Annotated in this window: 24 protein-coding genes and 1 tRNA gene; 11 read left to right on the forward strand and 14 right to left on the reverse strand. The window is 57.7% G+C overall.

The features are described from left to right. Positions 1-66 precede the first annotated feature (66 nt). Positions 67-156, reverse strand: a tRNA-Ser gene (locus tag ACR0L9_RS12220). Between the two features lie 204 nt (positions 157-360). On the opposite strand from ACR0L9_RS12220, the gene ACR0L9_RS12225 reads away from it, so the two are divergent. The 8 genes from ACR0L9_RS12225 to ACR0L9_RS12260 all read left to right on the forward strand — a co-directional run bounded on the left by ACR0L9_RS12225 (position 361) and on the right by ACR0L9_RS12260 (position 7,944). Further along, on the forward strand, positions 361-1,674 hold the full coding sequence (locus tag ACR0L9_RS12225; protein ID WP_480895765.1) for an SPOR domain-containing protein: 1,314 nt from the start codon (positions 361-363) through the stop codon (positions 1,672-1,674). Positions 1,675-1,692: 18 nt separating this feature from the next. Further along, on the forward strand, positions 1,693-2,859 hold the full coding sequence (locus ACR0L9_RS12230) for a D-alanyl-D-alanine carboxypeptidase family protein (RefSeq protein ID WP_170396992.1): 1,167 nt from the start codon (positions 1,693-1,695) through the stop codon (positions 2,857-2,859). Then, on the forward strand, positions 2,856-3,488 hold the full coding sequence (gene tmk, locus ACR0L9_RS12235; protein ID WP_170403915.1) for a dTMP kinase: 633 nt from the start codon (positions 2,856-2,858) through the stop codon (positions 3,486-3,488). Before ACR0L9_RS12230 ends, tmk begins: the two co-directional genes overlap by 4 nt. Position 3,489: 1 nt before the next feature. Further along, the gene (locus ACR0L9_RS12240; RefSeq protein WP_480895766.1) at positions 3,490-4,608 is read left to right on the forward strand and encodes a DNA polymerase III subunit delta'; all 1,119 of its coding nucleotides are present in this window, start codon (positions 3,490-3,492) and stop codon (positions 4,606-4,608) included. After that, positions 4,608-5,414 carry a TatD family hydrolase gene (locus ACR0L9_RS12245; protein WP_480895767.1) on the forward strand — a complete coding sequence of 269 codons (807 nt, stop codon included), beginning with the start codon at positions 4,608-4,610 and terminating at the stop codon, positions 5,412-5,414. Before ACR0L9_RS12240 ends, ACR0L9_RS12245 begins: the two co-directional genes overlap by 1 nt. Continuing rightward, positions 5,411-6,208, forward strand: coding sequence for an MBL fold metallo-hydrolase (locus tag ACR0L9_RS12250; RefSeq protein ID WP_480895768.1), 798 nt, complete (start codon positions 5,411-5,413; stop codon positions 6,206-6,208). The genes ACR0L9_RS12245 and ACR0L9_RS12250 overlap by 4 nt, the downstream gene beginning before the upstream one ends. 44 nt (positions 6,209-6,252) lie before the next feature. Then, the gene (locus ACR0L9_RS12255; protein WP_480895769.1) at positions 6,253-7,185 is read left to right on the forward strand and encodes an AEC family transporter; all 933 of its coding nucleotides are present in this window, start codon (positions 6,253-6,255) and stop codon (positions 7,183-7,185) included. Between the two features lie 72 nt (positions 7,186-7,257). Continuing rightward, a complete protein-coding gene (locus ACR0L9_RS12260; protein WP_480895770.1) occupies positions 7,258-7,944 on the forward strand; it encodes a CbiX/SirB N-terminal domain-containing protein in 687 nt (228 codons plus the stop codon). A 24-nt stretch (positions 7,945-7,968) separates the two neighbouring features. On the opposite strand, the gene ACR0L9_RS12265 is transcribed toward ACR0L9_RS12260, so the two are convergent. From ACR0L9_RS12265 to ACR0L9_RS12285, 5 genes are all read right to left on the reverse strand, one after another. Continuing rightward, the gene (locus ACR0L9_RS12265) at positions 7,969-8,967 is read right to left on the reverse strand and encodes a GGDEF domain-containing protein (protein ID WP_170403937.1); all 999 of its coding nucleotides are present in this window, start codon (positions 8,965-8,967) and stop codon (positions 7,969-7,971) included. Then, complete coding sequence (locus ACR0L9_RS12270) at positions 8,964-9,551, reverse strand: heme NO-binding domain-containing protein (protein ID WP_170612253.1); 588 nt, start codon at positions 9,549-9,551, stop codon at positions 8,964-8,966. Before ACR0L9_RS12270 ends, ACR0L9_RS12265 begins: the two co-directional genes overlap by 4 nt. A 123-nt stretch (positions 9,552-9,674) precedes the next feature. After that, a complete protein-coding gene (locus ACR0L9_RS12275) occupies positions 9,675-11,234 on the reverse strand; it encodes a trimethylamine methyltransferase family protein (protein ID WP_480895772.1) in 1,560 nt (519 codons plus the stop codon). Positions 11,235-11,347: 113 nt separating this feature from the next. Further along, positions 11,348-12,043 carry an HAD family hydrolase gene (locus ACR0L9_RS12280; RefSeq protein ID WP_480895773.1) on the reverse strand — a complete coding sequence of 232 codons (696 nt, stop codon included), beginning with the start codon at positions 12,041-12,043 and terminating at the stop codon, positions 11,348-11,350. A 19-nt stretch (positions 12,044-12,062) separates the two neighbouring features. Continuing rightward, a complete protein-coding gene (locus ACR0L9_RS12285) occupies positions 12,063-12,347 on the reverse strand; it encodes a DUF3572 domain-containing protein (RefSeq protein WP_170397013.1) in 285 nt (94 codons plus the stop codon). An 83-nt stretch (positions 12,348-12,430) separates the two neighbouring features. On the opposite strand from ACR0L9_RS12285, the gene ACR0L9_RS12290 reads away from it, so the two are divergent. After that, positions 12,431-13,837 (forward strand): diguanylate cyclase, encoded by a 1,407-nt coding sequence (locus tag ACR0L9_RS12290; RefSeq protein ID WP_480895774.1) that lies wholly within the window; start codon positions 12,431-12,433, stop codon positions 13,835-13,837. Positions 13,838-13,841: 4 nt separating this feature from the next. Here the strand turns inward: ACR0L9_RS12290 and ACR0L9_RS12295 are convergent, their stop codons facing one another. The 4 genes from ACR0L9_RS12295 to ACR0L9_RS12310 are packed head-to-tail and all read right to left on the reverse strand — an operon-like array spanning position 13,842 to position 15,725. Then, positions 13,842-14,315, reverse strand: a complete 474-nt coding sequence (locus tag ACR0L9_RS12295; RefSeq protein WP_480895775.1) for a periplasmic heavy metal sensor — start codon at positions 14,313-14,315, stop codon at positions 13,842-13,844. After that, positions 14,312-14,656 carry a hypothetical protein gene (locus ACR0L9_RS12300; RefSeq protein ID WP_480895776.1) on the reverse strand — a complete coding sequence of 115 codons (345 nt, stop codon included), beginning with the start codon at positions 14,654-14,656 and terminating at the stop codon, positions 14,312-14,314. Before ACR0L9_RS12300 ends, ACR0L9_RS12295 begins: the two co-directional genes overlap by 4 nt. Continuing rightward, a complete protein-coding gene (locus tag ACR0L9_RS12305) occupies positions 14,649-15,263 on the reverse strand; it encodes an RNA polymerase sigma factor (protein WP_170403958.1) in 615 nt (204 codons plus the stop codon). Before ACR0L9_RS12305 ends, ACR0L9_RS12300 begins: the two co-directional genes overlap by 8 nt. A gap of 6 nt (positions 15,264-15,269) precedes the next feature. Beyond that, the gene (locus ACR0L9_RS12310; protein WP_170403961.1) at positions 15,270-15,725 is read right to left on the reverse strand and encodes an EF-hand domain-containing protein; all 456 of its coding nucleotides are present in this window, start codon (positions 15,723-15,725) and stop codon (positions 15,270-15,272) included. A gap of 222 nt (positions 15,726-15,947) precedes the next feature. On the opposite strand from ACR0L9_RS12310, the gene ACR0L9_RS12315 reads away from it, so the two are divergent. Further along, on the forward strand, positions 15,948-16,346 hold the full coding sequence (locus tag ACR0L9_RS12315; RefSeq protein ID WP_170397024.1) for a DUF983 domain-containing protein: 399 nt from the start codon (positions 15,948-15,950) through the stop codon (positions 16,344-16,346). After that, entirely contained in the window at positions 16,343-17,044 is a 702-nt protein-coding gene (locus ACR0L9_RS12320; protein WP_480895777.1) for an NUDIX hydrolase, read from the forward strand. Before ACR0L9_RS12315 ends, ACR0L9_RS12320 begins: the two co-directional genes overlap by 4 nt. Here ACR0L9_RS12320 and ACR0L9_RS12325 read toward each other — a convergent pair. The 4 genes from ACR0L9_RS12325 to nuoN are packed head-to-tail and all read right to left on the reverse strand — an operon-like array spanning position 17,041 to position 21,743. Beyond that, positions 17,041-18,708 (reverse strand): ribonuclease J, encoded by a 1,668-nt coding sequence (locus ACR0L9_RS12325; protein ID WP_480895778.1) that lies wholly within the window; start codon positions 18,706-18,708, stop codon positions 17,041-17,043. The two genes, ACR0L9_RS12320 and ACR0L9_RS12325, sit on opposite strands and share 4 nt — an antisense overlap. Next, positions 18,705-19,484 (reverse strand): type III pantothenate kinase, encoded by a 780-nt coding sequence (locus ACR0L9_RS12330; RefSeq protein WP_170397028.1) that lies wholly within the window; start codon positions 19,482-19,484, stop codon positions 18,705-18,707. Before ACR0L9_RS12330 ends, ACR0L9_RS12325 begins: the two co-directional genes overlap by 4 nt. A 12-nt stretch (positions 19,485-19,496) precedes the next feature. Beyond that, positions 19,497-20,246 carry a biotin--[acetyl-CoA-carboxylase] ligase gene (locus ACR0L9_RS12335; protein ID WP_170403973.1) on the reverse strand — a complete coding sequence of 250 codons (750 nt, stop codon included), beginning with the start codon at positions 20,244-20,246 and terminating at the stop codon, positions 19,497-19,499. A gap of 54 nt (positions 20,247-20,300) precedes the next feature. Then, a complete protein-coding gene (gene nuoN, locus ACR0L9_RS12340; protein ID WP_170424093.1) occupies positions 20,301-21,743 on the reverse strand; it encodes an NADH-quinone oxidoreductase subunit NuoN in 1,443 nt (480 codons plus the stop codon). Between the last annotated feature and the right edge of the window lie 13 nt (positions 21,744-21,756).

The following is a 21,756-nucleotide window of genomic DNA, read 5'->3' on the forward strand; positions in this document are numbered from 1 at the left end:
CCAACTCGCGGGAATTGCGGCACAATTCCGGGTCAGAAAACACAACTGGATTGAGACAGGTATGAGTGGCGGGGAGACAGGGATTCGAACCCTGGGAACGCTCTCACGTTCAACGGTTTTCAAGACCGCCGCATTCGACCACTCTGCCACCTCCCCGCGTGAGGCTGGGTCTAAGACGAGTTGAGCGCGGAGGCAAGCCATAAAGCGGGAAATCTTGCCGAAGCGAATGTAGCAGTCTTTCCATGGCCCGATGCCCGCGCTATGATCTGCGGGAAAGACCGCACAAGACTGGCAAAAAGAACCAGCAATGACGCGGTGGGGCGCGGCCGGAATGGCCTTGTCAGGCAAGGGATTGAGAAAATGGAGCGAGCTACGGGCACACGCTTTGGGCCACAACGGCTGGCAATTTTGGTCGTGACCATGGCAGCATTGGCTGGATGCGAAGAAGGGCTACTTACTACAGAGGACCCGCTTGAGGATACGGCCGCCGAAGACGCGGACAACACAAACCGGTTCGAACTGTTCCCCGAGGCTGCCGCGACCAATCAGCGCGATGTTGAAGCCCCCGAGGTTTTTCAGGTCACCGAAGCAGGGTTGTGGGACGGGCGGCCATCGCTGGGTGGTATCTGGGTGGCGCATCCCGATGTGACTCAACCCGAGCGGGTGCTGATCAAGAATACAGCCAACAACAAATCGGTAACGGGTGCCCTGTTCCGCCGTGAGCGGAATTTGCCGGGACCCGCGCTGCAGGTCTCGTCATCCGCTGCCGAGCAATTGGGAATGCTGGCTGGTGCTCCAACCAGGGTGCAGGTTGTCGCGTTGCGACGTGAGGCCATTGAAGAACCCCCTGCACCTGTCGCCGCGGAACCTGCCGAAGAGACAGATAGTGCAGAGAGTTCGGAAACAACCGACACCGCAGAAGCGTCGGAAGCGGGCGCTGCTGAAAAGCCTCAAAAGCGGAAATGGTGGCAGAAAAAGCCAAGCACCGAAGCAGCGACCGGAGCTGCAGTCGTTGCTGGGGCTGCCGTTGCTGCATCGTCGAATGAAGATGCGCCCAGTGCAGAAGCCTCGACCAATGCAGAAGCCCCGACCAGTGAATTGGCCGCGAATGAGGCCCCAGCCCCAGAGAAACCGGCCAAACGCAAATGGTGGCAGAAAAAGCCAAGCGACGAGACTGCAGTCGCTGCAGCTGGCGCAGCAACCGCAGCGGCTGCCGAGACCGAATCCCCTTCGTCAGAAACACAGACGGCAGCATTGTCGGATCCCGAACTGACGGCACCGGCTGAAAAACCGGCCAAGCGCAAGTGGTGGCAAAAGAAAGACCCTAACGCAATCACCGAAACGCCTCTGGACCCGATTGCCGGAGCGGCAGCGGCCATCAAGGCCTCTGAACCAACGGCCGCGGCACCAGCGACGGCGAGTGCTGCGACGACAAGTGGGTTGGCAAAACCTTTTGTTCAGGCGGGCACCTTCAGCGTAGAATCCAACGCCAAGAGCGCGGCGGACAAGATCCGGCGCAATGGCATGGCCGCCGAAGTCATGGAACTGAAAAGCGAGGACAAGTCGGTCTGGCGCGTTTTGGTTGGACCCGTTGCAACCCGCGCGGAACGTCGGGCGATGTTGAACGATGTGAAAGACCTTGGGTTTACCGATGCTTTCACGGCAAAGAACTGATCAAACAGGAGGCCCATGATGCTTTCCGCTTTGCGATCCACCACACTGGCCCTCGGGTTGGCGCTGTTGGCACTGCCCGCCCATGCCTTCGACACCACCGCGCGTGCGGCTTATGTGATGGACCAGAAAACCGGCACTGTGCTGTTGTCTAAAGACGCCGATCAGCCTCTGCCTCCAGCGTCCATGTCGAAGCTCATGACGCTTTATGTGGCGTTTGAAGCCTTGCGCGATGGCCGTTTGACGCTGGACGAAACTTTGCCCGTCTCGGAACATGCAATGAGCTATGGCGGCTCGACCATGTTCCTGAACACGCAGGATCGTGTCCGGGTCGAGGATCTTTTGCGCGGGATCATCGTGCTTTCGGGCAATGACGCCTGTGTCGTGATCGCCGAAGCGCTCAGCCCCGACGGAAGCGAAGCCGGATTCGCCCGTTTCATGACTCAGCGGGCGCAGCAGATGGGCATGAACAACTCGAACTTTGCCAATTCCAACGGCTGGCCTGCTGCTGGGCACATGATGTCAGTGCACGATCTGGCAGTACTGGCCGACCGGCTGATCACCGATTTCCCCGAGTACTATCCCCTGTTTGCCGAAGAAGAGTTCGAATTCGATGGCCGCGCGCCCTCGAACGCGCGGAACCGCAATCCGCTGCTGAAGCTGGATATCGGGGCCGATGGCCTCAAGACTGGCCATACCCAAGAGGCAGGATATGGTTTGGTCGGTTCTGCCAAACAAGGCGACCGACGGGTTGTCTTTGTACTTTCAGGGCTCGACAGCACTGCCAAGCGCGCAGAGGAGGCTGAGGCCGTGGTTAACTGGTCGTTTCGAAATTTTGTCGAGAGGACAGTTGCCAAATCAGAAGAACCGGTAGCCCAGGCCAAGCTTTGGATGGGGGCGGAAAAGACTGTGGGATTGGTGCCCGAGGGTGATCTGACCTTGCTGTTCCCCGTTTTGGGCGACAAGGACATCAAGGCCGAGGTTGTCTATGACGGCCCTATCAACGCACCGGTCAGCAAAGGCCAGCAATTGGCCGAGTTGGTGATCCAACCCGAAGGATTGCCCGAAATCCGCCGCCCGCTGGTGGCGGAAAAGGATGTTCCCTTGGGCGGGTTTGTCGTACGTATGTTGACCGTGGGTGGCATCGTTCTGAAAGAAGTGATCAACACTCCGCTGGAGCAAATGTGACAGCGCGCGGAACGTTTCTGACCTTCGAAGGCATTGACGGATCAGGCAAGTCCACGCAGGCGCGCCTGCTGGCCGAGCACTTGCGGCATCAAGGCCGCGACGTCGTTCTGACGCGCGAGCCCGGCGGATCGGACGGGGCAGAAGAAATTCGCAGCCTTGTGCTGCAGGGTGATCCGGACCGCTGGTCGGCCGAGACCGAGATCCTGCTGTTCACCGCTGCCCGGCGCGATCATCTTGAGCGCACGATTGAACCCGCGTTGGCAGAGGGCAAGGTTGTGATCTGCGATCGCTTTGCCGACAGTACCCGGATGTATCAAGGTCTGTCGCGCGGCGATCTGCGGGGTTTGGTGGATCAGTTGCACAGCTTGATGATCCGGCGAGAGCCAGATATGACCTTGCTGATCGATATGGACCCGGAAACCGGTCTGTTGCGCGCCAAAGGTCGTCAGGGCACCGAAGAACGATTCGAAGATTTCGGTTTGGATCTTCAACAACAGATGCGGGCAGGTTTTCTGGGTCTGGCCCAAGAATTCTCTGACCGTTTCCACGTGGTCGACGGCAATCGGGACATGGACAGCGTTGCGCGGGATGTGACAGATATTGTCATGGCGTCCCTGCAATTGAGCTGACATGAGCGACGATATCCAAACACCGGATCAGGCCCCTGGTGCCCCGCATCCGCGCGAAACTCTCAAGCTGTTCGGACAGGATGCGGCCCAAGAGGCGTTTTTAACCGCGTATAACTCGGACCGGCTGCACCACGGCTGGTTGCTAACGGGGCCGCGCGGCGTGGGCAAGGCTACCCTTGCCTGGCGCATTGCACAGTTTTTGTTGGCCACACCTCCGGCAGATGAAGGCGGGTTGTTTGGTGCCCCTCCTGCGCCTGAGACGTTGGACATCGACCCGGACCACCCCGTCGCTCACCGAATCCAGGCGGGGGCCGAGCCCGGCCTTGCCGCAATCACCCGGTCCGTCAACGATCAGGGACGGCTGCGCAACGAAATCGTTGTCGATGACATCCGCAAACTGGGCAAGTTCTTCGGCCTGTCCTCTGCCGATGGTGGTCGCCGGGTTGTTATCGTCGATTCAGCGGATGAAATGAATGTCAGCGCCGCCAATGCGCTGCTGAAAATGCTCGAAGAACCCCCAGCGCGCACGACGCTGCTGCTGGTTTCACACCAACCTTCGCGCCTGCTGCCGACCATCCGTTCGCGTTGCCGCACGCTGCGGCTTTCACCCCTTGGCGCAGATGACATGCAGGCCGCGCTAGCGCAGACCGGCACAGAAATCCCTAGTCGGGCCGAGCATTTGGCAGCCCTCGCCGCCGGTTCAGTGGGTGATGCCGTCCGCTTGATCAATCTCGGCGGGCTAGAGCTTTATGCCGAGCTGATTGCAATTCTGGGCTCCCTTCCCCGGCTCGACCGCCAGTGCACCCTAAAACTGGCAGAAGCGGCTGCTCAGCGAGGTGCTGCGGAACGGTTTGATCTGCTGCTTTCACTGATCGACGTTGCGCTCTCGCGTTTGGCGCTGACAGGTGCAAAGGGTGCCGCCCCCATACCCGAGGCCGCCCCGAATGAGGCTGAAACTCTGTCGCGCCTCTCTAACTCGCAGCACAAGGCCCGCCAATGGGCGGAGGTCGCCGCGCTCATCACGGCGCGCGCGCGGCATGGGCAGGCGGTGAACCTTGACCCTGCCTCGCTTGTCCTAGATACGGTGTTCAAGATACAGGAAACCGCCGGTCACAGCTGATGAGCCTCACCCCCGAAATTACCGACAGCCACTGCCATCTGGATTTCCCTGATTTCGACGGTCAGTTGGATGAAATCGTAGCACGCGCTGCCGAGGCTGGCGTGACCCGCATGGTGACCATCTGCACCCGGCTGCGCAACGAACCCGCTGTGCGCGCCATCGCCGAGGCTCACGCCCCAGTCTTCTACGCTGCAGGCACCCACCCGATGAGCGCCGCTGATGAGCCGATGGCCACGGTCGATGAGCTGGTCGCATTGGCTAAGCATCCCAAGTTCGTGGGCATTGGGGAAAGCGGGCTTGATTATCACTACACGGCCGAGTCGGCAGATGTTCAGAAACAATCGCTGCGCATCCATATCGAGGCCGCCCAGCGCACTGGCCTGCCATTGATCATCCACGCGCGCGCTGCTGATGACGACATGGCCCGCATTCTGACCGAAGAGCATCGTAATACGCCCTATTCCTGTGTCATGCATTGTTTCTCTTCATCGGCTGAACTGGCCCGGGCCGCGCTTGATCTGGGCTTTTACCTGTCCATGTCCGGCATCGCGGCCTTCCCAAGAAGCCAGGAACTGCGCGATATCTTCGCTTCGGCACCTGTTGACCGAATTCTGGTCGAAACCGATGCGCCCTATCTTGCCCCCCCACCATATCGCGGTAAACGGAATGAGCCCGCCTATACGGCACACACCGCCCGTAAAGGGGCTGAGGTCTTCGGATTGGAGTACGCAGATTTCGCCGCACAAACGCAGGCCAATTTTGACCGGCTCTTCACCAAAGCCGCCACATACAAGGCGGCTGCATGAGCGAGCTGCGCCTGACAATTCTGGGCTGCGGGTCATCCGGTGGCGTCCCCCGTCTCGGGGGACATTGGGGCGATTGTGATCCGGAAAACCCGAAAAACCAGCGTCGGCGATGCTCGTTACTGGTCGAACGGGACGGGCCGGACGGGACTACGTCGGTTCTGATCGACACCTCACCTGATATGCGTAGCCAATTGCTGGACACCGGGACTGGGCGATTGGACGGTGTCGTCTACACGCATTCCCACGCGGACCACATGAATGGGATCGACGATCTGCGGATGATCGTTTTCAATATGAAAACCCGCGTTCCCGTCTGGGCCGATGGTGACACGCAGAACGATCTGCTCAGCCGGTTTGGCTATGCCTTCGTTCAGCCCGAGGGATCGCCCTATCCGCCCATACTCGACCTCAAGACAATCAATGGGCCGTTCGAAATTCCCGGTCCAGGCGGCACGATCCCGCTTCGGCCATTTCGCGTGAACCACGGATCGATTGATGCGCTTGGCTTCAGAATGGGAAACATCGTCTATCTGCCTGATGTAGCAGAGCTTTATGATGAGAGCATGACTGAACTGGCGAATCTGGAATGCCTGATTATTGACGCTCTGCGTCGTTCCCCGCATCCAACCCATGCCCATCTGGAAAAGACGCTGGAGTGGATCGACCAATTGAAACCAAAACGCGCCGTTTTGACCAACATGCATATCGATCTGGATTATGCGACGGTCGATGCGGAAACACCGGATCATATCACGCCTGCCTATGATGGCATGGTGATCCGGCACGCCCTGTAAGGCATGCTGCTGCACGCGCTTACGATACCCCGTATGGCGCCGCCATGTTACAAAGCCTGATTGATGTCATCCTGCCGGTGTTTCTGGTCATCGGTGCCGGATACACGGCGACGAGGTTCGGCTATTTTCGCGAAACCCATATCGATGGGTTAATGAGTTTCACGCAGAACTTTGCCATTCCTTGCCTACTGTTTCTCGCCATTGCCAATCTCGATCTCGGCACCAGCTTCGATCCTCGGCTTTTGGTCAGTTTCTATTCAGCAGCTGGTCTGTGTTTTGTCGCTGGTATGATCGGTGCGCGCCTGATCTTCGGACGAGCGTGGGAGGATACGGTTGCTATTGGATTTTGCTGTCTGTTTTCAAACTCGGTCCTCTTGGGGTTGCCTATTACCGAGCGCGCCTATGGGGTCGAAAATTTAGTTGGCAACTTCACAATCATCGCGTTCCACTCACCCTTTTGCTATTGCCTCGGCATCACGGTGATGGAGGTGCTTCGAAACCGCGGCAACGGCGGAGTGCTGATGTTGAAATCCGTGCTGTCGGCCATGTTCAAGAATGCACTCATTCTTGGGATCTCGTTGGGGTTTGTCGTAAACCTCACTGGACTGGCCATACCCGGAGTTGTAGACGAAGCCTTGAACCTGATCACCCGCGCGGCCTTGCCCGGTGCCCTGTTCGCGCTGGGGGGCGTGCTGGTTAAGTACCGACCCGAGGGCGATCTGCGTACCATTATTTTCGTCTGCTGTATCTCATTGATGCTGCACCCGAGCCTGGTTTGGTTCTTCGGGTCATCTCTGGCGCTGCCGCAAGACCTGTTCCGCTCGGGCGTTCTTACCGCAGCGATGGCGCCGGGGATCAATAGCTACATCTTCGCAAACATGTACGGACATGCCAAACGTGTGGCCGCGTCGTCAGTTCTGATCGGAACGACCGCGTCAATATTGACGGTCTGGTTGTGGCTGACCCTCTTGGGATGACGAAAGTGCCAACACCGCATTGACTCTGCCCACCAGCAATACATCTATCGCAGAACCTATCCGGAGCCCTGCATGACACACGCCGTTATCGTCGCCCATGGCCAACCCTCGGACCCTGCACCTGCAGAAGCTGCGCTAGCAGCCTTTGCGCGAGAGGTAGATGAGTTATGTCAACGGGTTTCGGTATCGTCGGCCACATTGGCAGCCCCGCAGGCGTTGGAAAATTGCCTTGATGGATTGACCAGCGACACAGTTATCTACCCCTTATTCATGGCGCGCGGCTGGTTTGTCACCAGCGCTCTGCCAAAGCGGATTGGCCAGCGTTCTGTCACGATTCTGGACCCCATGGGTATCGATCCCGAACTGCCTGCCCTGATTACAGCGGCCATACATCAGGAACTGACGCACAGGGTTTGGAGCGCGGCGGACACAAATCTTGTGATCGCTGCACATGGCTCGGGCCGCAGCGCCAATCCGGCCATTGTCGCAAAGGGTTTCGCCGAGAATCTGGGTCGGCTTACCGCATTCAATAGCATTCGCACCGGGTTCGTTGAGCAAACCCCATCAATTGCGGACGCCGCCAAAGGGTGCGGTGGCAAGGCGCTGTGCCTGCCGTTTTTTGCCTGCACCGGAGGCCATGTTTTGGAAGATGTACCCGAGGAGCTTGCCCGCGCCAGCTTTCAGGGACACGTAATGCCTGTGATTTCAGAGCTTCCTCAGGTCAAGCGACACATCGCGGCGATGTTGGATACACTGTAGCGAAGCAAAGGGGTGCCACCTGCGTCAACCTGAATGCTGCGCATCCGATAGCTCGCAATAGAAACGGTGGCAGGATCGCCCGCTTCGTTTCGCTGCGTATAAAGCCAGATCGGCGGCATGAAGAATATCTTCGGCCTTGGGCACTTCGAATTGTGTCGAGAGTGCTGTACCAATACTTGCCGATATACGGCAGGTTGCCCCATCGAACTGCATCGGCTTGCACAGGCGTGAAATCAGGCGCCCTGCAATACCATCAAGCTTTGTACGATCGTTCATGCCCTTAAAAATCAAGACAAACTCATCACCCCCGACTCGGGCAACCGTGTCGTCGCTGCGTGTGACGTCCAGCATGATCTTTGCGGCTTGCTGCAGAACATAGTCCCCTGCAGCATGCCCCAATCGATCATTGACCGATTTGAAGAAATCCAGATCCAGATGCATCATTGCAAAACTCGATTTCGACGAAATCAAATGCCCCAGTATATGATCCATCGCGCGTCGATTTTTCAGCCCGGTCAACGTGTCCGTATAGGCTTGTTCTTCTGCCGCCAGCATCGCACCTTGCAGACGCAAGTTCAGCGAGCGTGACGCTTCCATCGCGGCAGAATTTGCCTCGACCAGATACAACAATTCTATGGCCAGATCAGTGCCCGGGAAATCGGTGCTGGTCAGAGAATAGTCGCGTACCGCATCCAGTATCGAAATTCCAAACGACAGGTTGATGACCGCCCCGCTTCCGCCAGGAAACGGCGCGATCAGACCTTTGAACGCAGTCTGCGGCCGGTCTTGAAATCTGAGGTGTAGCTTTCGGTCCGGCACCATCATCAGCGCAGCTACTGTCGTGATTGAGCGAGGGCGCACCAGCTCAAAGACATCCAGAAAGCTTCGGCCGACCATAGGCCGATCCGGACGTAGCTTCTGCAGAGTTGGTCCAACCTGCCCGATCCGCCCCATGTCATCTACAAGGACGAACATCGGACATAAGGTGTCCAGCAACTGTCCAAGATCTGCGGTCTTGATCATGATTTACGTGCCCCAAGATCAAAGTGACGCCCTTCGGCAAACGCGCTTTCGATCAATGTGATTGAAATCAACTCAACCCCGTTTTGGCACCCTTCATTGGACAGGATCACCAACGCCCCATAGTCATCCGCCATGGCTCGTAGTACACCTGTCATGACGCTGGAATACCCCGGCAAATCAGGAGTGCAGTGCAAGTGATATTCCCCGGGCGAGTGTTCCTGCAGTTCCAAATCCGGCAATCTCAGATCGGACACAGCAAGGCGGACGCGATCCGACAGATCATCAAGCGAATGCAGAAACTCCAAATAGGTGACCCCGCCAAAACGCAATAACCTGCGTAGATCTTCCATGTTCGAGTGTGAGACCAGATAAGTGCCCAAATCCTCAAGAAATTCGGATTTTGGGCGGTTCAAGTCAGCGCACAAAGCGTCGAGCACTCGGGTCGATATCTCCGCGTCATAGATCAACATCGCCTCGAACTCATCAAATCCCAGCCCGGCCGTATGAGTCGCGCGCAACCAGCATTGACGCCCGTAGGTGGCGCAGACAAAGGATTGGATCGCCCTGTTGATCAGCCCGTGCATGAGTCGCCTCAGATTGAAAGACACTCTCAAGTGATCGCAGAAAGCTTAACAAACACCCAAAATCCGATACGGGATTATGAGAATCCGATCTAATCCCAAACTGAAGGGCTGATTCGGCAGCGATCAGAAATCGGTCGGCGCACCGCCTTCGGCCTTGCGGCGCTCAACAAACTCGGCCAGCTCCTCGCGGATCGCCTCATCCATCTTCGGGGCTTCGAAATTGTTCACGATCTCCTTGAACATCCGATGGGCACGTTCCGCAGTCCAGATACCACCAGCTGCTTCCCAGGCTTCGAAGTTTTTCCAGTCACTCAGGAACGGCTGATAAAATGCGGTGGTATAACGATCTTGCGTATGTTGGATGCCAAAGAAATGCCCGTCGTTTCCAACAGACCGGATCGCTTCAAGGGCGATGTCATCCGGGCCCGTTGCTGTCAGTTCCGGCTGCATATACCGCTGAATCTGCTGCAGGATTTCGCAATCCATGATGAATTTCTCGGGGCTTGCGATAAGGCCTCCTTCCAGCCAGCCTGCCGCATGATATACCATGTTGGTGCCTGACTGCACCGCCGCCCAAAGGGAATTCGAGGTTTCCCAAACCGACTGCCCATCGGGCACATTTGCCGCGCAAACGCCCGAGGACCGCATAGGCAAGCCATAATACCGTGCCATCTGCCCAGTCATCTGGGTCGAGCGCATGTATTCCGGTGTCCCGAATGCAGGCGCACCGGATTTCATATCGACATTCGAAGTAAAGGTCCCGATCACGCATGGAATACCCGGGCGAACGTACTGAAACAACGCAATCGCGCACAGCGCTTCGGCAAGCGATTGTGCCACTGCGCCAGCCATCGTCACAGGGGCCATCGCCCCGGCCAGAGTGAAAGGTGTCACGACAATTGCCTGCCCACGCCGCGCAAGCCGCAGGCAGCCATCGATCATTGGATGGTCGTGTTTCAACGGTGAGGTCGAGTTGATGTTAGTGTACATCCGGGGCGTGGCCTCGAATTCCTCGTGGCTCAGGCCACCCGCGATACGCACCATCTCCATCACGTCTTCGACGCGCTCTTTCCCCAGCGAATAGGCATGCATTGCCTTATCAGTCAGGGTCAGCTTGTCATAAAGCACATCAAGGTGCCGAATGCTGGCGTGGATATCGACCGGCTCAACCGGATATCCACCTGCAAAGTGGATACAGTTGAAGTATTGCGTCAGCTTCAGCAGGTCCTGACACATCCGCCGGGTGCCGGGCACTTTTTTTCCGATTTCCATGTCCCAATAATTTGGTGGGGATGAAACATTGCCGAACAGAATGGTCTTGCCACCAATCTCGATCTGATGCTCCGGGTTGCGCGGCGTGATGGTAAATTTGTTGGGCGCCTTGCCCACCATTTCCATCACGAAATCCCGGTCCATACGGACGTTGTCGCCGGAAATTGTACAGCCCGCCTTGCGCAGGATCCCGATGGCTTCTTGATTGTAGAACTCGATGCCGATCTCTTCGAGAATCCGCATGGCACCTTCGTGAACCGCTTCGATTCCCTCGGGTCCCAACGGCTCGATTGGCTTGTCGATGTTTGTGGGCGGGTTCCAGGGCATCTGCTCGATCACCGCCGCGCCGCGCCTCGCGGCTGCGCCCGCGCGTCCACCACCGCGACGTTTGCGTGTCTTGCTCTCAGCCATCACCATCCTCCGCGCTTTCACTCCTATGAAAGCCCCGAAGATTCAGTATCGCCGTTCTGTCTGCGACAAGAGTTGTCGGTTTTATTATCCAACCCGGCGATTTGGAACCGAGGTTATTCGGTTTTCGACAACCAGCCGGGAATGTGCCTGATGTTGGGCAAGACGACATCCGCCAGCGGTTCGAGTGTTTTGGCCGTCGCCATGCCGGTCAGAACCCCGATGGTGACCATCCCTGCGGCGCGTCCCGCCTCTAGATCGTGAAGACTGTCACCAACCATCGCAACACGAGATGGCGCGACCTCGACATGCTGAGCAAAGGCCAATAGCTGCCCCGGACCTGGCTTGTAACCATGTCCGCTGTCATATCCGGCTACAAAATCAAAATGGTCTCGCACACCAACGGACTGCAGGTGCTGCAGGGCCGGCATTTCAGCATCGTTCGTCGCAACGCCCAGTTTCAGCCCGGCGCGACGCAGCTCGGCAAGGAATGGTGCCAAGGGAACGGCTTGGATCTGCTCTGCGTTCGCTGACGCCCGGTTGAGTGTTTCGATCAGGTGCCCCAGAGATACCTCAGGCAAATGCGGTGTCAGGGCTGCAGCAACTTCATCGACCGTTCCGGCGATGACTACGCTATTCGGGTCGTAGCTCTCTTGTTCAAAATCAAATCCGATGGCCTTCCCCAACTCGGTCGCGCGCTGCACATCTCCATCAGAGAGCTGCAGCATCGCGATACGCCCGAACGCACCCCAAGTGGCTGCAAAATCAAAAAGAGTACCGTCCTTGTCGAACACGAGGGCGTCGATTGCCATGAAACAAATTTCCTTTGGGTTAGGTCCAGTGCATATCCGAAATTCCGGACAACGCGGCACGGGCTTGACCCGGCTCTTCGTAGGGCACGGAATTGGCGTCACAAAAAGCGATCACCCATGAATCGTCAAGCAGCAGAAAGTCCAACACAGACCCAAGAAATTCAGCCTCACCCGCACGGTCGCGCAAATCTTGTTCCGAGGCACCTGTCGCCCCCAGGAAAACGGGCAGCAACTCATCATTTCCCACCAGCCAGCCCAGCACATTCAGGGCCAGAGTTTCAGCGGAATTGGCGGAGATCGGCATAAACTGGCCTCGGACACTGTGTTGGAAAGGGTTTGTTAACCAGACTCATAAACACTTTAGCAACGCATGCAATCAAACGGTGAATGGCTATGTCTGTACAAGGCACCATACTCGTCCTCGACGGTGTTTCGACCAATCGCATAATGCTCAAGGTTCAGTTGACGGCCGCCTGGTACCATGTCGTGCAGGGTGAGAAACTGGCCGGGCTTGGTGCATTGCTGCGGCGGACACGGCCTGATCTGGTTCTTACAGCGCAAACTCTGCCCGACGGAAGCGCTGCGGATGTTAAGAAAGTGATGGCGGCAGATCCTGCTCTGATCGATGTGCCGATTGTTGCGATTGCACCGCAAAACGACAAAGCAGCGCGTTTGAAGGCACTGTCGGACGGGCTGGATGATGTGCTTGGCTATCCGTTCAAGGATACACTTCTATTGGCCCGCGTGCGCAGCTTGTTACGTACGCGCGCCGAACGGCAGGAATTAAACATCGAAGGTTCGGCCCAAACCATTGGCTTTGGCGAGGCGCCACAGGTGCTGATCGCCCCGCCATCGACGGCAGAGATCGCGATCCTGACGCAAACAGTTCGAACCAGCGCGTTGTGGAGTAATGCTCTGACCCATCAAACCCGGCATCGTGTGACCGGCCATACTCTGCCTGATCTCAAAGGCATCCTGTCCGGAACGATCCCGGACGCGATTATTGTTGAACTTGCACCGAATAGCTCGGGGCGGAACCTACTGGCAGATCTTCGGTCGCGCGGTGCGACACGAAATACGGTGCTGATCGGTGTGTTGCCGGGTGATAATCCCGCACTTGCGGCCGAGGCGCTGGACCGAGGTGCTGATGCGGTCTGCATGGGCGGGTTTCAGACAGATGAGATATGCTTGCGGCTTGAAACTTTGATCGCCCGCAAGACCCGAGACGACAGATTGCGAGCGACATTGCGCAGGGATTTGGCCGAATCCATGATCGATCCGCTGACCGGACTGTTCAATCGCCGCTACGCGATGCGCGCGCTGGACCAGATCGCGCATCAGGCCCCAGAAACGGAACACGGATTCGCCGTGATGCTGGCCGATCTGGACCACTTCAAGGCAATCAATGACCGTTACGGTCACGCCGCGGGGGATTTGGTTCTGACCGAAACCGCGAAAAGGCTGCGAGTCGTGATAGGAAAAACCGGTTTTGTCGCGCGTATCGGCGGCGAAGAGTTCATGATCGGGCTACCGAATGCCCCAACCGACCAAGCGCTGAAGCAAGCGAAACAGATTTGTGAAACAATTTGCGAAAAACCTTTTCAGCTGCCGGATCGTCCGGCCCCAGTACCCGTAACGATCAGCGTGGGGGTGAAATTATGTACCTCGCCCGAACTCTCTCATCCAGGCGAAGCAGACCCGGTTGGTCGATTGATCAGCTCGGCGGACAAAGCACTTTATGCCGCCAAAAAAGCGGGCCGCAACCAGGTACAGATTCGGCAAAGCGCAGCTTGACTAGTCAGTCCCGTTTTTTGTGTTTGCGCGGGCCGCGTTTAACCACGTCCTCCAGCCGGTCCGCGTAAGCGGCACGTTGGTCATCATTCATGGCCGAGATCTGGGCCAGCCATTGCTGATGAAGCGCAATCTGCAGATCAGCAGTTGCCTTCGACTGCTGTGCCAAAAGACTCGCAACCGCTGCGGGATCGAAAGGCACGGCCCTAAGCACTTGACTAAGAGCAGTAAAATCCTGCTTGCGCCGATGTGATCCTTTTCCGCGCAGGTCCGACAACTCACCTCTCAGAGCCTTTCGATCCGACTTTGGCAGCGCATAATACAGCGCCGGGCCAAATCCCGGAGGCGCATCGGCATGAGCGCTTCCTTTAAAGCGCAATGCCGCACCCAAAATGACTCCGACAATCAGCAGATTCAAAGCAAGAGAGACAACCAGCAATATCGGCATCCATTTGCGTTTGGGTGCGGGATGATCGCTCATTCTGCGTCCTCCAGATAGTTTTCGTCTAAATTCAGATCGGCCATCAGATAGGTCGTCTCTTGTGAGATGAAATAATCAACAGGGTCCGGTAAGAAGGCCGGAGCGGAGAACCCGATCCAGACGCCAGCTGCGCTTGCGGCCACAAGACCGCTCAACCCTTGCCACCCCCCGATAACGCCTATCTTTTGCCGCCATGCCCGCCGCTGCGGTCTTGCAGTCCGGGCCAGACGTATGGCTTCGGCATCAGTTTCGATGCGAACCGCAAGATCGTCAGGAAACGTATCCCGCGCCGCACGCGCCCGTGCAAACAGATGGTCGAGTTCGTTATCTTGATCAGCCATGTTCGTACCCCAGTTCATCCCGACGCCCCGCCAGTATCGCGGTCAGAGATCGTTTGCCACGCGCGGTCAGGCTTTCAACCGCCTCGACCGAAATATCCATGATCCCCGCGATTTCGGGATTGGACAATTCTTCGATGTGCCGCAGAACCACAGCCTGCCGCTGCCGGTCCGGCAAATGCTCCAATGCAGCCTGCAACGCGTCCTTGCGGGCACTCTCCTGCATCTGGTCGACCACACTGGCAGTCTCATCTTCGGGTTCGGCCACATTGTCCAACGCTTGAGGCCGCTTTTTCCGGCGCAAGTCCACACATAGATTCAGTGTTACGCGATAGAGCCAGGTCGATAACTGCGCCTGCCCCGGCACCCAGTCAGGTGCCATCTTCCAAAGGCGCATCATCGCTTCTTGCGTCACGTCCTCTGCTTCTGCTGGGTTTCCCAGCATTCGCAAAGCCACGGAATAACTTCGCGGCCCCAACCGCCCGGTCAGCAGGCGGGCCGCCGTAGCATCGCCATCAGAAAACCGGCCCAGCAACTCTTCGTCGCTGGGCTCGGGCATGGCAGGTGTTCCGCCATGCTCGATGTCGGGATAAGAGGTCAGATCCTCCATCCCGCATCAGTTGTTGTCGGTGTCCGACTTCTGATGCCGCTTGTGTTTCCGGCCCATTTTGTCTTTTGCATCCGCGTATTCCTGTTCTGAGATCGAACCGTTGCCGTCGGCATCGATGCGCTCGAACATCTTGGAGGCGCGGCGCGGTTTCGGCAATTCATCTTCGCTAAGGAAACCATCCGCATTTGCGTCGTGCTTTTCGAACATCTTGGTGACACGCTCGTTGGCCTTGGTCTGCGCCGCAGCCTGCATTTCTTCGACGCTCAGTTGGCCGTCGCCATCCGTATCGGCAGCGGTGAATTTCTGGTTGCGATGTGTCTCGATCTCGGCCTGAGTCACCTGCCCGTCCCCGTCGGCATCCAGTTCCTGAAATGTCGCACGCGGGCCCTTGGCCAAAGCGGAAGTGCCGGTCACAGTAACTGCAGCTACGACGATTGCCGAAATGAAGCTTTTGGTTTTCATTACATAGTTCCCTGAATTTGGCGGCCATTTGCCGCTGTTGATACCTGTTCAAACGCGGCTTGGGCGGGTTTCCGTCGCTTCCGGCACAACTTTTTTTTGGTTTATTTGAAACGCCAATAGAAAATGATACGCTAAGCAGCAGCGCCACAAAGCGACGCACCCCCCTTTTCCGTTGGGTCTGATCCTGCCTATATGCCTTCAGGAAAGATGCGCGAGATACATATGATTGACCAAACTATTGACAGTTCGCTCGAAGAAGACCGCCCAACAAAACCCGCATTGATCCGAGGGTTCCGGTGCAAATGCCCGAATTGCGGTGAGGGTGCGCTGTTGCACAGCTATCTCAAGGTGAATGACACCTGTTCGGAATGCGGGCAGGAATTGTTCCATCATCGCGCTGATGACGGCCCGGCCTACCTGACGATCCTGCTGGTGGGGCACCTTCTGGCACCCGCCCTTCATGTCTCTTATGTGCAGTGGCGTCCCGATCCATGGACCATGGCGATTGCATTCTCGATCGGCTGCGTCGCGCTATCCCTGTTCCTTCTGCCCCGTCTCAAAGGGGCCGTTGTCGCCTATCAATGGGCGCGGCGGATGCACGGGTTTGGCAAGGCCGGATGACGGCGGATAAAACCGCAATCCGGGATGCTGCTACCGTAATCGTATTGCGTGATCGGTTCACAGACCCGTCGATCCTGATGGGCCAACGCGGTGCCAAGGCTGCGTTCATGCCGAACAAATTCGTGTTCCCGGGCGGCGCGGTTGATGCTTCCGATGCGGGCATCTCGCTCAGCACGCCATTGCCCGATCTATGCAACGATCGCCTGTCACAACAATCAGCGCCAAACTTGCAGACCTCTCTGGCTGTCGCGGCGATCCGAGAGTTGTGGGAAGAAACCGGGCTTGTTCTGGGGCAACAAGGGGATTGGCAAGGCGCGATCCCGGCCGATTGGCAAAGCTTTGCGGCGATGGGCTACCTGCCGTCTGCAGAAGCACTGCAATTTGTCTTTCGCGCAGTCACACCACCGGGGCGACCCCGCCGGTTCGACGCCAGGTTCTTTCTGGTCGATGCGGACGCGATTCAGGGGGATCTTGACGACTTCACCCATGCCTCGGACGAGCTATCGCATTTGCAATGGGTCAAGATCAGCCAAGCGCGAGAGTTCGACCTGCCCTTCATCACCGAAGTTGTTCTGGCCGAAGTCGCCGCCCGTGCAGAGGACCCGAACCCGCCTGAAACTGTTCCCTTCTTTCTCAACAACGAAGAGGCCAGCCTTTTCCTGCAGCTTCGGGGCTATCCGATGCCCTATGCAGATTAACGCATTCGGCTAACAACCACTGTTACCTCGGGTTTCTTGCCGATCTCGGCCTGCGCGGTCTGACGTGCGATCCGGCGCAACCCTTCTTCCAGTTTGTCGTCATCACGCAGCGTCTTTGCACCCGCACGCATCAGGAACTGGTTCAGGTCCTCTTCCAGCACCTCAATCAGCCCCGCGCGGGATGATCCCATTTCGGGCAGGCCCATCGTATCGCACCACGGCTCACCCAGCGGTTCGTCTTCTTCGTCCAATATCACGGTGATGATGATATGGCCGTTCAGCGCCATCCGAATCCGGTCGCGCACCACGCCGTCCAAGGCGCCGATTTTGACTGTACCATCCAGATAGGTCCGGCCAGTCTCGATATAATCCGCCACTTTGGGCGCATTCCCAGTCAGATCCAGCATAGTGCCGTTAACAGCGAGAATCCCAGTGCGACCACCCGTTTCGGCCAGTTTGGCATGCTCACGCAAGTGGCGGTGTTCGCCATGCATCGGGATAACCATCTGCGGATCGATCAGGGCGTGAACCTTCTCAAGATCAGGCCGGTTGGCGTGACCCGAGACGTGATACAGACCAGAGCTGTCATCGACCACATCCACGCCCTTCTCACTGAGCTGGTTCATGATGCGGATCACGCCACGTTCATTGCCGGGAATAGTCTTGGACGAGAACAGAAACAGATCGCCCTCTTTCGCTTCTAGTCCGCGATACTTACCGCGCGCCAGTTGGGCGCTGGCTGCGCGGCGTTCGCCTTGGCTGCCAGTCACAATCAACATCAGGTTCGCGCGTGGCACGTCGACGGCCTCTTCGGCGCTGATAACCTTTGGAAAATCGGTCAGGATGCCGGTCTCGGTCGCCGCCTCGATCATACGCCGCATCGCACGACCCAGCAGTACGACCGAACGGCCGGCTTTCTGTCCCGCCTCTGCCAGCGTTTTCACGCGTGCCACGTTCGAGGCAAACGTGGTTGCGATGACCATGCCGCTGGCCTCTTGAACCAGACGGGTGATCTCGGGGCCGACTTCGGATTCCGAACGCCCGGGATGGCTTGAGAACACATTGGTACTATCACAGACCAACGCTTTGACGCCGGGCTTTGCCACCTCGGCCCACAGATCGGGATCGAATGGTTCGCCCACGACCGGGTTGGAATCGAGCTTGAAATCCCCCGTATGCACCACGCGCCCGGCAGGCGAGTCGATAACGAGCCCTGCACTTTCAGGGATGGAATGCGAAACCGGCAGGAAACCAACGGTAAACGGGCCAGCCTTGATCTGTTCGGGCCATGGAGACGCAGTTTGCACCGCCTCGGTCGGGTGGCCGCGTTCTTCCATCTTGCGACGCGCGATATTGGCGGTAAAAGCGCGCGCGTAGACCGGCGCGCCCAAAGCCTCATAACAGTGGGCCACCGCCCCGACATGATCTTCGTGCGCGTGAGTGACAAAAACTGCTTCCAGCTGATCGGCACGCTTTTTCAACCAGGTGATGTCTGCAAAGATCAGATCCACGCCGGGCGAGGTGTCCATGTCCGGGAAGGCAACGCCAAGATCCACAAGGATCAACCGCTCTTGCCCCGGCTTACCGTAACCATAGACATAGGCATTCATGCCGATTTCGCCTGCACCGCCCAGCGGCAGATAGATCAGTCGTTCACTGCTCATGTTGAGCCATTTTCCTTGTTATAGCGATGTATCACGGTCAACCCGTGCATCGTCAGATCATCCTCGATAGCGTCAAAACCCACGTCAGCCTGGTCAAACAGAGGCGCCAGGCCCCCGGTACCGACGACTTTCATCGCCATTCCGTATTCAGCTTTCACGCGCGAGATCAGCCCTTCGATCAGGCCGGAATATCCCCAATACACGCCGGACTGGATACAGCCAACCGTGTTTGTTCCAATCACTTTTTCGGGCCTCGTGATGTCGATATGCGGCAACGCCGCGGCACCCTGATGCAGTGCCTCAAGGCTCAGGTTCACGCCAGGGGCGATGATACCACCGACGTAGGCGCCGTCGGCTGCGACTACGTCGAAATTCGTAGCCGTCCCAAAGTCAACCACAACCACATTGCCGCCATGGCGGTCGAACGCCGCCGCCGCGTTGGCCAACCGGTCCGGACCGGGCACGGTGCCTTCGTCCACGCGCGGATTGACCGGCAGCAGGCAATCTGGCTTGCCAACAACAATCGGCCGGCATCCAAAAAAGCGATCAGCAAAGACCCGCAGGTTGAACACCACGCGTGGCACGGTTGAGGCGATGATCACATCCGAGATATCAGCTTCGATACCGTAGTGTTTCACCAAGGTTGAATACCAAGTGAAATATGCGTCCGCTGTGCGGGCATGATGAGTTGAGGTGCGCAGGGTGCACAGAAACTTTTCGCCATCCCAGATCGAGAAAACGGTGTTGGTATTGCCGCAATCAATCGCCAGAAGCATCCCGCGCCCCTTTCAGAAGTACACATCCGCAGCCGGAATGCTGACCCGGCCCTTGGCGGTGTTTAGGACAAGGCTGCCACCCACGTCTACCGTTTCGAAGGTTCCAACCGTTTCGGACGTGGCTGTACGAGCGGTTATGACTTCGCCCAACCGCGCTGCTCGGGATAGCCAGGCGGTGCGGATCGGTTCGAACCCGTAGGTCATGAACTGGGTCTCATAATGCGCATAAGCTACCGCCAGTTCGGTCAGAAAATCCTCGGGGGTGGTGAGCGCGCCGGTTTCCGAGAGCAGAGAAACAGGTCGCACCGCTCCGGCTTCGACGCGATCAGTGCCCGGTGCCTCGGACAGGTTCACCCCAACCCCTATCGCCAGATGTGACACCCCCCGGCCCTGCCCCGTGCTTTCTAGCAGGATACCCGCTAGTTTTCCGCCGTTGAGCAGCACGTCATTGGGCCATTTCAGTGCCAAACCTACTGCGCGCCCCGTTACCGCCACACAAGCATCATACAGGGCGAGCGCTGCGACAAAACTTCGAAGGGCCGCCTGTTCCGGATCACCCGGCGGGCGCATCAGCAAAGTCGCTGCCAGATTACCTTTGGGGTTGGCCCAGGCTCGCCCGCGCCGACCACGCGCGGCGGTCTGATGATGTGCCATGATCCAGACCGGACCGGTCGCTGTTGGCGCAAGCCGCACCGCCTCATTCAGAGTGCTGTCGACTTCTTTCAGTATATGCAGGCCATATCCCTGCGGCCATTCGCTCATGTCAAAAAGGCCCGGTCGCGCGACCGAGCCTCGGTTGATCGAAACGCGGCAGTATCAGTTGACAAGCGTCGCCGCAGCAGCTGCAGCTGCCCCTTCCACACCGAACTGATAAAATACGCCAATCAACATCAGAGCCGCAGAGCCCATCAGCGCTGCCCACAAAACCGGGGTCGAGCGGATCTCGATCGGGTCTTCATTCTCCGCCCCGAAATACATGTAGAACACGATCCGCAGATAGTAGAACGCACCGATGACCGAGGCGATGGCCGAGACGATCACCAGCCCGAACAGGTCGGCATCGATACCCGCTTGCCAGACGCCGAACTTGGCGAAGAAGCCCAGCATCGGTGGCACGCCCGCCAGACTGAACATCAGGATCAGGACTGCCAGAGCTTTGCCCGGATCGCGCTTCGAGAACTGACGCAACGCATCGATATCGGTGACAGGTTTGCCATCACGCTCCATCATCAGGATGAATGCGAAGGTTCCGATATTCATCGTCACATAGATGGCCAGATACATCAGCATTGCCTTGATGCCCATCTCGGTCCCAGCGGCCAGTCCGATCAGAGCATATCCCATATGGGCAATCGACGAAAACGCCATCAGCCGCTTGATGTCCCGCTGCCCGATAGCCGCAACCGCGCCCAGCAGCATCGACAGGACCGAAAGCAGCACGACCACTTGCTGCCAATCCTTGATCACGCCTCCGAATGCGTCATGCATCAGGCGCGCGAACAAGGCCATCGCAGCCACTTTCGGAGCGGTGGCGAAGAACGCGGTAATCGGGGTCGGAGACCCTTCATACACATCCGGCGTCCACATGTGGAACGGCACGGCCGAGACCTTGAAGGCCAGACCCGAGATCATGAACACCAGGCCAAACAGGAGGCCAATCGAGACATCTCCATGATGCACCGTTTGGATGATGCCCGAGAACAGCGTGGTGCCAGTGAAGCCGTAAACCAGCGACGCACCATAGAGCAGCAAGCCAGAACTCAACGCGCCCAGCACGAAGTATTTCAAACCGGCTTCGGTGGATTTGGCACTGTCGCGCCGCAAGGCGGCCACGACGTAAAGCGACAGCGACTGCAGCTCAAGCCCCATATAAAGCGACATCAGATCGCCTGCGCTAACCATCATCATCATGCCGACAGCCGCAAGTGCGACCAGCAAAGGATATTCAAAGCGCAGCAGATCGCGGCGCGCCATATATTCCTGGCTCATCAGCAATACCGCAGCGGCGGACAGCAGAATCGCAACCTTTGCAAATCGAGCAAAGCCGTCATCCACAAACATGCCGTTGAAGGCCACGTTGGTACCTTCGCCATTCATCGCAATCCAGATTGCCAACACCGCCATCAGACCTGAAGTGGCCCAGACCAGCATGGGAGCCAGAGCATCCTTGGTGGTGTAGACAGCCCCGATCAGCGCCGCCATCGCATAAATTGCCAGAACAATTTCCGGCAGGATGATTGTCAGATCAGCCTGGATCATGTCTCCAAAGCCC

The organism is Ruegeria sp. I3, from assembly GCF_056532525.1.